12 protein-coding genes and 1 tRNA gene are annotated in these 13,271 nt (G+C 45.4%); 2 read left to right on the top strand and 11 right to left on the bottom strand.

Annotated features, from left to right (window positions below; all coding sequences use genetic code 11):
• Positions 1-12 precede the first annotated feature (12 nt).
• The 10 genes from JNG37_RS08785 to JNG37_RS08740 all read right to left on the bottom strand — a co-directional run bounded on the left by JNG37_RS08785 (position 13) and on the right by JNG37_RS08740 (position 10,015).
• Positions 13-642, bottom strand: coding sequence for a DUF624 domain-containing protein (locus JNG37_RS08785; protein ID WP_202848262.1), 630 nt, complete (start codon positions 640-642; stop codon positions 13-15).
• Positions 643-659: 17 nt separating this feature from the next.
• Entirely contained in the window at positions 660-1,109 is a 450-nt protein-coding gene (locus JNG37_RS08780; protein WP_202848261.1) for a YhcH/YjgK/YiaL family protein, read from the bottom strand.
• 29 nt (positions 1,110-1,138) lie between these two features.
• Positions 1,139-1,969, bottom strand: a complete 831-nt coding sequence (locus tag JNG37_RS08775) for a carbohydrate ABC transporter permease (protein WP_202848260.1) — start codon at positions 1,967-1,969, stop codon at positions 1,139-1,141.
• Positions 1,970-1,982: 13 nt separating this feature from the next.
• A complete protein-coding gene (locus JNG37_RS08770; RefSeq protein WP_202848259.1) occupies positions 1,983-2,870 on the bottom strand; it encodes a carbohydrate ABC transporter permease in 888 nt (295 codons plus the stop codon).
• A gap of 85 nt (positions 2,871-2,955) precedes the next feature.
• Positions 2,956-4,269 (bottom strand): ABC transporter substrate-binding protein, encoded by a 1,314-nt coding sequence (locus JNG37_RS08765; protein WP_202848296.1) that lies wholly within the window; start codon positions 4,267-4,269, stop codon positions 2,956-2,958.
• A 77-nt stretch (positions 4,270-4,346) separates the two neighbouring features.
• Positions 4,347-5,045, bottom strand: coding sequence for an N-acetylmannosamine-6-phosphate 2-epimerase (locus JNG37_RS08760; RefSeq protein ID WP_202848258.1), 699 nt, complete (start codon positions 5,043-5,045; stop codon positions 4,347-4,349).
• A gap of 241 nt (positions 5,046-5,286) precedes the next feature.
• Positions 5,287-5,856 (bottom strand): carboxymuconolactone decarboxylase family protein, encoded by a 570-nt coding sequence (locus JNG37_RS08755; protein WP_202848257.1) that lies wholly within the window; start codon positions 5,854-5,856, stop codon positions 5,287-5,289.
• Positions 5,857-5,987: 131 nt separating this feature from the next.
• Positions 5,988-7,727 carry an ABC transporter ATP-binding protein gene (locus JNG37_RS08750; protein ID WP_202848256.1) on the bottom strand — a complete coding sequence of 580 codons (1,740 nt, stop codon included), beginning with the start codon at positions 7,725-7,727 and terminating at the stop codon, positions 5,988-5,990.
• Positions 7,724-9,454: an ABC transporter ATP-binding protein gene (locus JNG37_RS08745; RefSeq protein ID WP_202848255.1), complete on the bottom strand. Its 1,731-nt coding sequence runs from the start codon at positions 9,452-9,454 to the stop codon at positions 7,724-7,726. Before JNG37_RS08745 ends, JNG37_RS08750 begins: the two co-directional genes overlap by 4 nt.
• A 488-nt stretch (positions 9,455-9,942) precedes the next feature.
• Positions 9,943-10,015 (bottom strand) — tRNA-Thr (locus JNG37_RS08740).
• 156 nt (positions 10,016-10,171) lie between these two features.
• Here JNG37_RS08740 and JNG37_RS08735 point away from each other — a divergent pair.
• Together JNG37_RS08735 and feoB are read left to right on the top strand one after the other, a co-directional pair.
• Entirely contained in the window at positions 10,172-10,645 is a 474-nt protein-coding gene (locus JNG37_RS08735; protein ID WP_202848254.1) for a ferrous iron transport protein A, read from the top strand.
• Positions 10,642-12,804: a ferrous iron transport protein B gene (feoB, locus tag JNG37_RS08730; protein ID WP_202848253.1), complete on the top strand. Its 2,163-nt coding sequence runs from the start codon at positions 10,642-10,644 to the stop codon at positions 12,802-12,804. Before JNG37_RS08735 ends, feoB begins: the two co-directional genes overlap by 4 nt.
• A 279-nt stretch (positions 12,805-13,083) precedes the next feature.
• Here the strand turns inward: feoB and JNG37_RS08725 are convergent.
• On the bottom strand, positions 13,084-13,271 hold a 188-nt coding region (locus tag JNG37_RS08725), incomplete at its 5' end, for an LPXTG cell wall anchor domain-containing protein (RefSeq protein WP_202848252.1).

Genomic DNA, 13,271 nt, shown 5'->3' with positions numbered 1-13,271 from the left:
CCTTTCATTCAACTATTTTTTATGCAAAGCAAGTAAGAAGAGATATAGTAAACCAGCATAGCCAATGGTTGCCAATAAGGATAGGACCAGCAAGAGACTAAATCCAGACCACAAAGCCAGAAGGACCAGAATAACTTGAACCAGAACAACTAACAGAGTCAAGGATAGACGGACCCCAACCAGCAAGCCAGCATGCACCAAGATTTCTTTCAGAGACCGATTCATTTCCACAGCCAAAGGATAGGCATAGAGAAAGAGCAGGCGACTGAAAACAAACACTGCAACACAGATGACTTTAAAGACTTCGAAAACTGGTGCTTGCATGTCCCGAACCAGATAGAAATCACCGAGACTAAAGAAAAGCAAAGCCAGGTCCATCCCACCAAGCAATAACCCTTGTTTCCACTTGGTTTTGGCATGGCTCATAAATGTCTGGACAGCAGCAATCTTCCCCTCCAGTCTCAACTGATTGAGACTGGCAACTAGGCTGATTTGGGCAATCCCAAAGGTAACAATTGGAAGAGCCGTCAGGACAAACAGCAGGTTCAAGACTAGAACAGTCCATACCTTTTCAGCCAACTGCCAGACTGGATGTTCCACATCAAATAAAGATTTCCATGCTGTTTGAACCTGTTTGTGCATGACCGAGCTCCTTTTACTTACTTCATTAAAATTTTAAACACTAATTTTTTGACCTCTTGGCCCTGACCCATAAATTGATTGGGTTGATGTAGTTCCTGTGGAAAACACAGGAGAAAATGATGACCATTCAAGATGAAATCCACCCTGTCTTCAACAACAGTAAAACCGATATCTCCCTCTTCTTTAAAGGTTGGATCAAGCGCTTCTTCAGAAGAATAAGATATTTTTTCACTCCCCTCCAAAATCACATGCAAATCTGCATAGCGCTTGTGGTATTCAAAAATCGGGCTAGATTCTAAGGCTAACTGATTGTCCTGAAGAAAGAAAAACACCTGGTCTCCTTGACAATCATGCCGCCCTGCTACTAATTGGTCAAAACCACCTTCCGCCAATCGCTCCAAGGCCATATCCAAATTTGGATCTAATCCTTTGTAGCGCAGGGCTTGATCGATTCGATCATAAATCATAGGCTTTCTCCATTCACTCTTCGGTTTTCCTAACCCTTCACCGCACCCATGGTAATACCTTGCGTAAAGGATTTCTGGAAGACAAGGAAGACTGTAACAATTGGCACCGCAGCAAGGGCTGCACCCGCCATGATGACTCCATAGTTGGTCGCCATCTCAGCCTGCATGGTTGCAACACCCAGCGAAATGGTCAAATTCTGACGTGATGTCAACATAACCAACTGCATGAAGTAGTCATTCCAAGAGTTGATAAACGTAAAGATGGCCAGGGCTGCAAAACCAGGTTTTACGATTGGGAAAGCAACATTCCAGAAGGTTGATACTTCACCACAACCGTCAATCTTCGCAGATTCCAAGAGCTCTGTTGGGATATTTTCAGAGAATTGTTTCATCAAGAAAACACCGAATGGCCAACCAACTAGTGGCAGGATAACCGCTGCCAAGGTATCGTGAATGCCCATGAAGTTGATAATCCGTACCAGCGGAACCAAGACAACCTGTTTAGGCAAAGCCATGGCTGCAATAAAGATTGAGAATAAAATCCGCTGGCCATAGAATCGTTTCTTAGCTAAGACATAACCTGCTAGAGAAGATGTTGAACAAACTAAGACCATGGTTGCTAGTGAAATAAAGACTGAGTTCCCCAACCACTGCCAAGCAGGGTTTTGAACGGTCAATTTGGTGAAGTTTTCAAGCGTTGGCTGAGTTGGCCACCATTGCGGTGGAATGACAATTGTATGCGGTTGGGATTTGAATGCCCCCGTCATAATCCAATAAAATGGGAAAATGAATAGAATGGTCAAGAGGAGCAAGATGATGGTTGTCAAAATCGAAAAGATAGAAATTGGTTTCTTCTTCATAGCCTCCTCCTTTCTAATATTCTACATCGTTGCCCAAAATCTTAAACTGGGCAAAGGAAATCAATGCAATCATGACTGCCAAGAAGACACCCATGGTATTGGCATAACCATACTCCGATAGTTTAAAGGCCTTTTCATACAAGTAGTACATGAGGGTTGACGTTGAATAGTTTGGCCCACCAGAGGTCAAGAGCTGAATCAAGGCAAAACATTGGAAGGAGTTGATGGTTGTAATAATCGCAATGTAAAGGGTTGTTGGCAAGAGACTAGGCCACTTGATTTTCCAGAAGACCTGGTTCTCTGTCGCCCCATCTACACGCGCTGCTTCCACTAGGGAATTATCAATATTTCCCATAGCTGCTATATATAGAATAATCGGCTGACCAACTGATGTTGTCAACAAGATGATAATAATGGCTAACAAGGCCCACTGTTTGTCCCCAAGCCAGCTGATGTTTTGCTCGATAACACCACCTGATTTCAGGACAAAGTTCAAGATACCAGATAGGGGATCATAGATCCATTTCCACACGACTGTAACGGCAACCGAACCTGTAACTACTGGGAGGAAGAAGACCGCCCGATAGAAGGAACGCGCAATCACATTTTTCTCATAGGTTTGAGAAGCGATAAAAACAGAGAACAAGACCACGACTGGCACTGAGCCAACTACAATGATGACTGTATTGATCAGGGACTTGATGAAAATCGGATCATTGAACATCCGAATGTAGTTATCCAATCCAACGAAGGTGAAATCTGTCATAGTGTAGTTGAAGAAACTAGTGACGAATCCCATGATCATTGGTGCTAGGACAAAGATAGTAAAGAAGACCAGAATTGGGGCCAAAAATGTGTAGGACACAATGGTCTCCCGCATTCTAATTTTATTAATCCTCACGATGAACACCTCTAATTCTGAACAGAAAATGCTCCCTTTCGACATCCATTATTTTGACGGTGAAAAGGAGCATCAAATTCTTTAATTATTTAATGGTTGCATTTGCTTGCTCTGTAAATTCTTTCAAAGCAGGCTCAGCTTCTTTTTCGCCATTTGATACAGCTTGCAACATTGGGAACCAAAGTGTTCTCATTTCAGCAAAACCGTCAATGGTGTTGTAGTATGGAGAGTAGTATTGAGTCCACTCTTCAATCATTGCCATACGCTCATCATCATAGAGTGCTCCAAATGATGTGCGAACTGGGAAGGCACCTGTACGAACAACGTTCTTAGGACCCCATTCAGTATCATCTGCAATGAACTGGATGAATTTCTTAGCTGCCGCTACGCGTGCTTCGTCGCCATTGTTGAAGACTGCAAATCCGTTTACAAGGTACTCAAGGGCTGCTTTACCATCTTCAGATGGGAATGGTACTTCAAGCACTTCTACTTTAGATGCTTCTAACAATTGTCCTTGGATACCATTTTGCGCAGGGCCCCAAAGGATGGTGTAAGATGTTTGGCCATTTGCAAAGTTTTGGATGTCGTCGCCACCTGCATATTGTGAACCATTCATCATGTAGCCGTCTTTAATCCAGCCAGCTGCCTTATCCAAGGCTTTGATCATTTGCTCTGAATCAGTTGTATATTTGGTTACACCTTCATCGGTGATGCTTCCGCTGTAGAGGTTTGCCAAGAAGGCACGAGTACCTTGGTCGCCACCTTGACCGTTAGAGAAGAGGGAACCAGGGTTATAACCCTTGTCTTTCAAAGCTTTGATAACTTTTTCAAAGTCGTCAGTTGTCCAGCCATCTTTGACAAGATCAAGAACACCTGCATCTTTCAACATCGCTTTGTTAAAGGCCATGTAGAAAGGTGCAGAGCTGAGTGGGTACATATAGGCAGTATCACCAGCTTTAGATGCTTGGATAATGTTTTGGTTGGCTACATCTTTGACAAAATCATCTGTGAAGAGGTCATTCAACTCAGCCAATTTACCATTTTTTCCGTAAGTGATGATACGGCCTGGTGCGTCAAAGAGGACATCTGGAGCAGTTCCTGCTTCAATAGCGGTTGTAATTTTTTCAGGACCAGATGTAAAGTCGATGGTTTCGAGTTTTACAGTGATATCTGGGTTTGCTTCCTCAAAAGCAGCAATAATTTTTTGCTCATAGGTACCAACACCATCTTCTGTATTTTCTTGAGTGAAGACTGGGAAGGCCCACCATGTAATCTCTGTCTTCTCTGTGCTTGCAGCCTCAGATGAAGACGTTGCAGTCGAGTCACTAGAGCTTGATCCACAAGCTGCCAGCGATAGAACTGCAGCACCTGCCAACAATGAATGGATGATTTTTTTCATCATTCTTCTCCTTTTTCTTTTTTTGTTTCCCGATTGGGAATGATTTGATACCACATTAAAGTAGGGATAACTGTTGATCAATCGAGGGCACGAATGAAACGCTCAGCGATTTCTTTAGGACGGGTGATCGCACCACCGACGACAATCCCAGCCACCCCTAAATCATTGATAAGTCTTGCTTCTGCTGGATAATGAATCTTCCCTTCCGCAATGACATCAATTCCTTTTTTAACGAGCTGGTCAATCAGCTCAACATCTGGACCTGCTTCCTGACGGCTGTATGAGGTGTAGCCTGACAAGGTCGTCCCAACAAAATCAATTCCAGCTTCATGGGCTACTAAGCCTTCTTCATAGGTAGAGATGTCTGCCATGAAAAGTTGGTCTGGATATTTTTCTCGAATTTGATGAATGAAGTCTTGAATCTCCAAGCCATCATAGCGCTCACGTTTGGTACAATCCAAGGCGATAACCGCAATGTCTAGGGCTGCCAGTTCATCGATTTCCTTCATCGTTGCGGTGATAAAAGGCTCCTGAGGCGGATAGTCCCGCTTGATAATGCCAATAATCGGCAACTGGGTTACTTCTTTTATCTCCTGGATATCTCGCACACTGTTGGCCCGAATACCAACCGCACCTGCTTCTTCTGCTGCTCGTACCAAGAGGGGGATGACACCACCTTCTTCTCGATAGAGAGGCTCGCCTGGCAAGGCTTGACAGGAAACAATAATACCGTTTTTAATTTGTTTCTTTAATTCTTCCTTGCTGATCTTTGTCATTCTTTCACTCCTTTTTATTTGTGTTGCAACAGTCAAAGATAGCGCTTACATTAATTATTATATTGTATTATCTAATTTTTTCAAGACTTATTTTCAATTTAGAATGTAATTTCCAAAAAACTTTATATACTAACTTTTCTGAAACTAGTTTCAGAATTCAGACGATTTTTCGGAACTAGTTTTACAGCAATAAAAAATCAGTCAGAGCTAAGTCTAACTGATTTTTTTTCAATACAGTACCTTATAACGCATATGGTTGCAATTCTGGATTAATCGGTGTATTAATTAAATTATTGGCATAATTACACAAAGTCGCTAGGCTCACACCAAGTACCACATCCAAGGCACTCTCAGCTGTATAGCCAGCTTGGAAGAATTCCTCGAGCAACTGGTCCCCAACCTTACCTTTTTCTTGAATTACCGCTAGTGTAAAATGAGCTAGGGTATCCAATTTTTCATCCGTGTCAATCGGCGTCCCTTGACGGAGAGCCTGTAAAATCTCATCAGGCATTTTAATTTGCTTGATAGAGATGGCTGTATGCCCCGCTACACAGAAGCCACATCCATTAGCAACCGCTGCTGTGATTTGCACAACTTCACGTTCAGTCGGTGTCAGGCTGTTGCGGCGGTTAATTCCTCCGACAGTCTGATAAGTTTCCAAAGCGGCTGGAGAATTAGCCAGAAGTCCAATTAGGTTTGGAATGTAGCCGCCATTATTTTTCTTGACCGTTTCCAAATTTTCTCTCAAATCAGGTCTAACAGTGTCCAAGGTATGAATAGGGAAAATTGCTTGTGTCATAGGAAACTCCATTTCATGCTTTTTTACATCAAGTCATCAATCATGACTTCCATGATATAGCACTATCCTATCATACCTCTAAAAGGTTTGCTAATATATTTTAACTATCATTCCAATAAAGAAAAACTATAATTTATTGTTTCCTAAACCCTAGATTGTATGTCATGCATCTGGGCATAGACACCGCCCTGCTCAATCAGGTCCTCATGTCTGCCACGTTCGATGATGCGTCCTTGGTCCAAGACCAAAATCTGATCTGCGTTTTGAATGGTAGAGAGGCGGTGGGCGATGATAAAGGTGGTCCGCCCTTCCTTGACCACTTCCATAGCGTGTTGGATGATCTCTTCTGTCTCCGTATCGATATGAGAAGTCGCCTCATCCAGTATCAAGATTTTTGGATCGGAGTAAAGGGTGCGGGCAAAGGCAATCAACTGCCGCTCACCGCTAGAGAAGGATGCACCTTTTTCGACAACGGGCTCATCCATGCCTTTTTCTAATCGAGCCAGCATGGGTCCTGCACCAACTTTTTCAAGCGACTGGGCAATCTTCTCCCTATCCGCTTCTTCCTCGTTCATGGCTACGTTGCTGGCGATTGTGCCGGTGAAGAGATACGGATCTTGTAGGACAATCCCCATGTGACTACGCAGGCTTTCCCTTGAATAGTCACGGATGTTTTTCCCGTCAATCAAAACCCGACCTTCTTGGGGATCGTAGAAACGATAGAGCAGGTTCATAATGGACGACTTGCCAGAGCCTGTGTGGCCGACCAGGGCAATGGTTTCCCCCTTGTCTGCCTGAATGACAATGTCCTTGAGAATAGGCTTACCAACTTCATAGGCAAAGGTGACCTGGTCAAAGACCACCTGACCGTCTGTCACTGTCAGCTCAGCACTGCTATCTGTCTCTGTTGCTTCTTCCAAGAGGCCCTTGACCCGCTTACCTGTTTCTAAGGAACGCAGGAGGTTGGGGAATTGCTGAACGAGGGCACCGAGGGCGATAAAGACCCCTTCAATATAGTTGATATAAACGAAGAGACGACCAGGCGACAGGTCCAACTGACCCTTGAGGAATTGGTAGCCCACAATGGTCAAAATCCCTGTGATGACCAGATATTTCAAGAACTCGGTCAAGTTCCAAGTCGCAATGGACTGGGCCCAGATAATCTTGTTGTCCGCCCGCCGCATCTTGTCTGCCGTCGCTTCAAACTCCTCCATAACCCGCTGTTCCTGACCAAAAAGCTGAATCAGGCTGGCACCGTTCATGGTTTCATTGACCTGGGTATTGACATCACTTCTGGCATCATAGAAGTCCTTCATCGGCTTGTCGGTCATCTTCTTATAGGCATACTGAATCCCGATATAGAGGGGAATCAGCACGAGAAGGACAAAGCCCAAGGTCGCATTCATATAGAAAAGAATGCCATAGGTGAAGATCAGGCGGACAATGTTGTTAAAAGCATAGACCAAGGTCCCATAAAACTGGGTCCGCAAGGTCTCCGTATCATTGACAATCCGTGTGGCAATCTTACCCGCTGGCTTGTCATCAAAGTAGGAAATCGGCAGCCGCTGCATGACATCATAGGCCCGATTCCGTAACTGCTCCGCAATACCGTTGGCACAGAACATGAGCAGACGCATAGAAGCATAAAAACCAAGGGCACCAAAGGCATTCATGAGCATATATACGCCCAATTCCCTCAGAAAGACAGCCTGATCCAAGGTCGTTCCCTTACTGATTGCTGTCAGAGGCCCGTCAATCAAGCCCTGCAAGATCAGGGGAGCAAAGCGGACCAGGGTAGAGGCTAGCAGATAGACAGCCACCGCCGCCAGAAAGAGCCACTTGACCCGCTTGATTTCTTTTAATAAATAACCGATAACGCTCATTCTTCCCCTCCTTCCTGACTTTGTTGGCGTTGGTATTGTTCATAGTACCAGCCCTCTTGTGCAAGCAAGTCGGCCGGCCGCCCTTCCTCGACGATCCGCCCCTCATCTAAAACCAGCACCCAGTCCGCATGGTTGACAGCAGACAGGCGGTGAGTCACGATGACATTAGTCTTGCCCGCACGCTCTTTTTGAATGTTTTGGATAATCTGGCGTTCTGTCCGAGCATCGACTGCCGACAGAGAATCGTCTAGGATCAGCAAGTCTGGCTCTCGCAGGAAAGCACGGGCAATGGAAATCCGTTGCTTCTGACCGCCAGAAATGGACACCCCCCGCTCACCAATCATGGTATCCAGTCCGTCACTCATCCGCTCCAAGTCCTTGGTAAAGGCTGCTGTGGCAATGGCTTGCTGGATTTCCTCAGGACTGCTATCCAGCTTGCCCAAAGCAATGTTTTCGCCCACAGACTTGGAAAAGAGGATATGCTCTTGGGGAACGTAGCCGATTTTTTCCTCGATTGAAGCACGTTCTATCTCTAAAATAGGTTGACCGTTGATGACAAATTCTCCCTGGCCGACTGGATACTGACGGAGCAGCTGACGGACCAAGGTGGTCTTGCCTGAGCCGGTCTTTCCAACGATACCAACTGTCTGACCTGCCGTCAGGGTCCAGTTAATGTCTGAAATGCTAGCCCGTTCTGCCTGTGGATAGCTAAAGCTATAATTCTTGAAGGAAATGCTAGCCAGCTCTGCTATTGAACTAGAGCCGTCCACCTCCAAGTCGTCCCCTGTGTCGATGAGTTCCTGCAACTTCTCAAAGGAGGTCTTGCCTGTCTGATAAACCAGGATGAAGTCGGCCAGGGTCCAGAAGGGCTCAAGGAGAGAGCTGACATAGAGCTGGAGGGCGATGACCTGACCAAGACTGAGGTCTCCATTTTGCAGGGCCTGGGCTCCTAAGAGGAGGACCGCCGCATTGGACAGGGCCAGAAAGACCGTGGCTAGCGGATTGTAGAGGGACTGGAGGGAGGTGATGCGGTTACCACCTTGGGCCAGTCGTCTAGTCTTTTCTTGGAACTTAGCCTCCTGACTAGCCTTTTTGCTATAAGCTCTGGTCACGCGAATGCCCTCGACTACTTCCAAGACTTCGGTATTGAGGGCCGCAACAGCCTCACGGTTTTCCTCAATAGCCTGGTCCTGTTTGCGACCGATAAAGAAGATACAAACCGTCATGGCCAGCATGGGCAAAATCGCCCAGAAGGAAATCTTCCAGTCAATCAAGAACATGGTCGGGATGATGAAGGCCAGCATACCACCTGCATAGACCACAATCATGAGGCCGTAGCCCACCATTTCCATAAGGCCGTCCACGTCCGTTGAAAAGCGGGTCATGATGTCGCCTGAGCGGAATTTTTCATAGAAAGGGGTCCGCATAACCACCATTTTACGAAAGGCCCGCTGCTGCATCTCAAACTTGAAATTGACCGAAGCCTGAAAGAGCTTGAGGTGCCAGATAAAAGCCATAGCATAGTTGAGCAAGGTCACCAAGAAAAGCAGGGTCATATCTTGGACCAAGCGGGACTCTGTCAAGCCCTGACTGGTCAAGGTATCCACCATACGCTGAATAATCTGAGTCGGCACCAAAAGCGTGGCATCGTAAATAATCAAAGTCACAGCAACCAGCAAGTAGAGCCACTTGTGCTGCTTGACATAGTCAAAAATTAGTCGAAACATATAATCTCCTTCTCCTTTTATCCTTTCTTCACCAAGAATGTCCTAGTCCCAAGCCTTGCAACCCTCAAATAAATAAGCCCAAGACACACAAAAAAGCCGAGACAGAATACACTCCGTCCCGGGCCCCTCAAGTCCACAAAAAGAAACTAAGGTCTTGGCTTAGAAAGGAGAGTCTGGTAATGTAATACAGTAGTTGTCAAACTTACGAATGTATTCATGATGTTCTCCTTTCATTTCTAGTTATTACCTTGCCCCTATTCTAACATACTGAAACCATCTGTCAAGCTATTTTTCCATTTTTAGAAAACTTTGTTTTATCAAACTATCTCAACACTCATTCGCTCACATCCGACCAACTTTCTGCCTTTGCTAAATAGGAACCATCCATCAGCTACATCAAGAGGAATATTTTTTTAAATTTCTGGAAAACTGCTTGGTAAAATAAAAACAAAACCCCTTGTTTAGCAAGGGGTTTTGACGTTATACTATGCTAGTTGCCGGGATTGAACCGGCGACCTCATCCTTACCATGGATGCGCTCTACCGACTGAGCTAAACCAGCAGTACTTTTATATTCTAACAAATCATATTCAGACTTGTCAATACCCAATTCAGATATTTTCAATAGAAAGTTGCCAGTTTATCCTAGAATTTTCTGACATTTTTAATGGTTTGTGATATAATGAACATAGTTTAGTGACAGAAAAGGAATGAAACGATGGATTTTACAGACTTACAAGTTGGCTCATCCTATCGGCTAGTGGGCATGCATTTCCCGGATAGCCTCAGTAAACACCTGCAACAACTGGGTTTTCTAGTGGGACAGGATATTCGGATTATTTCCAAGACTAAGGCCAATATCATTGTGCAAGTCAAGGCTAGCCGTTTGGCTTTGGACAAGGATTTGATGGAGGGGATGGACTTGGTGGCCAGCCCCAGCCAAAAAAAACTCATCCCTCTCTCTCAGGTTGCCATAGGTAGTCAGGTTGTTTTGGAGCAAATCTGTGCAACTGGTGCCCTTAAGAGACGCTTGATGGACATGGGATTGACCAAAGGAACAGCAATCTATCTTAAAAAACTGGCGCCTTTAGGGGACCCTCTTGAAATTACCATTCGTGGTTATCAACTCAGTCTGCGTAAGTCAGAAGCCCAGCTTCTCTTTGTCTCCCTACAAGATGAGGTTTTTGAATGAAAAAAGAAATCGCCTTAATCGGCAATCCAAACAGCGGTAAAACCAGTCTCTTCAACCAATTGACTGGCTCTAACCAACGGGTGGGGAATTGGCCTGGTGTCACGGTTGAAAAAAAATCGGGCTGGCTCAAACAAGATAAGGAAATCCTCCTCCAAGATTTACCAGGCATTTACTCCCTTTCTCCTTACAGTCCTGATGAAACTGTGGCACGCCACTATCTCTTACAAGACCAGCCTGATATGATCTTAAATGTTCTGGATGCGACCAATCTCGAGCGCAATCTCTACCTCACTCTTCAATTAGTAGAGTTGGGACTGCCTATGGTCATTGCCCTAAATATGAACGATCAGCTAGTGGCAGCTGGAAAAAGCATCCAAATTGACCACCTTTCTCACCTCCTGGGACACCCAGTGGTGGCTATTTCTGCCCTGAAAAAAACGGGGCTTACACAGCTAGTCAAGGCCCTCCGTCAGCCAATATCTGCCCAATCCTCTCTCTTTTTCCCAGAATATGATCCTCAGCTAGAAGCTGCTGTGGTTCAAGTCCAAGAGGTGCTACCTGATTCGCTCTCGGAGCGCCACAAACGCTTCTACGCCCTGCGTTGCCTTGAAGGTGATGCGCTGGTCATGGACCAATTGGACTTACCAGAAGAGGCTGTCACCATTATCCAAGAAATTGCCTCCATCCTCGAAAAAATCTATCAGGATGAAATCGATGCTATCGTAATCAATCAACGCTATCAGGCTATTGAAAGGATGGCTACTGCCGTTCAAAGCCAGGGTGAAACTATTGCAGCTCTTTCTGATCGCATCGACCAAGTCGTGACCAACCGCTGGTTGGGACTGCCTATCTTCGCCTTGGTCATGTGGCTAGTTTACTTTTTCTCAATCCAAACCATTGGTACTATGGGAACCGACTGGGTCAACGATATTCTCTTTGGTGAACTTGTCCCCAACTGGGTGCAGGCTGGTCTAACAACTTGGGGAATTGAGGAGTGGCTTCAAGCCTTGGTTTTGGATGGGATAGTGGCAGGCTGCGGGGCCATTCTGGGCTTTGTCCCACAGATTTTCGTCCTCTTCTTCTGTCTGGGCTTGTTAGAAGACATAGGCTACATGAGTCGTGTTGCCTTTGTCATGGACCGATTGTTTCGACGCTTTGGTCTTTCAGGCAAATCCTTCATTCCCATGCTCATTTCTACCGGGTGCGGGGTGCCAGGGGTCATGGCAAGTCGGACCATAGAAAATGAGGCTGACCGAAAAATCACCATCATGACCGCAACCTTTATGCCCTGCTCTGCCAAACTACCTATTATTTCACTAGTAGCAGGTGCCTTCTTTCCAAACAATCCATGGATTGCACCATCTGCCTATTTTCTTGGAATGGGAGCGATTATTCTCTCAGGAATCGGTCTCAAAAAGACCAAACAGTTGAGCGGTCAAGCTAGTCCTTTTATCATGGAGCTTCCCAACTACCATCTGCCTGTCCTGCTCAATACTGTACGCTATGCTTCTTCAAAAGCATGGAGTTTTATCAAGCGTGCAGGAAGTATTATTTTTGTGACCAATCTCTTCATCTGGTTTACCAGTTCCTATAATTGGTCCTTAGAATCAGTAGAGACAGAAGCCAGCATCTTAGCTAGTCTTGGCAATCTGCTCGCTCCGCTATTTTCCCCTTTGGGCTTTGGAAATTGGCGAGCCAGCATCGCCGCTCTAACAGGGTTGCTTGCCAAAGAGACTGTGATTTCTACCTTTGGTGTTCTGTACCGACTTGGTGAAACCAGCGAATCTAATCCTGATTTGTGGACCAATTTACAGGCGGACTACACAGCCCTTTCCGCCTACTCCTTCCTTGTCTTCAACCTCCTATGTGCTCCCTGTTTTGCAGCAATTGGTGCCATCCATCGTGAAATGGGCCAGGCAAAATGGACCTGGATTGCCATCGGTTATCAAACAGGGTTGGCATACTTAATCAGCTTTGTTATCTTTCAGTTTGGGCAGGTTCTACTCTATCAAGAGCCTCTTAGTCTGGCTAGCTACCTCGCCCTTGCCATCCTTGCACTTCTATTATTCTTCCTCTTTCGAAGACCACAAGAACAAGTTCCCCATCTTACTGTTCATTCCATGCCGAAAGGAGATGCTTCATGCCGACACTTATCTTAGCTAGTCTAATTTTCCTACTATTCGTGGTCTCCCTTATCAGTATTTTCAGAAAAAAAGGCGCGTGTTCGGACTGCTCTTGTAGCTGCTCCATCAAAGAAGCCATGAAAGAGTCGAAACCTCATTCCCAAGACTAAGGCTATCTCTGCTTTTAGTTCAGCAAGCCTGTAGATGTTTCGTAACTTCTGCTAGTTGCTAGATTATCAAGCATTTACCAAGCAAAAACCTCTCTGAATCCATTCAGAGAGGTTTGTTTTTTTCAAGCTAGGAAATTCCTAAAGCTTATTTTTTGCGTCGGCGTCCGACTAGACCTAGACTAGAAAGAAGCGTCATGCCACCAATCATCGAAAGGGCAACTGAGCTGTAACTTCCTGTGTTTGGAAGTGTTTTGCTATCAGACTTACTGCTTTCTTTTTGACTGGTTGGTAAGCTAGCTGCTGGCAAGGCTACCTGTTTAGGCGCTTGGTTTG

It is taken from the genome of Streptococcus suis (assembly GCF_016775005.1).
GTDB lineage: Bacteria > Bacillota > Bacilli > Lactobacillales > Streptococcaceae > Streptococcus > Streptococcus suivaginalis.
This window is presented reverse-complemented; position numbering and strand designations above follow the sequence as displayed.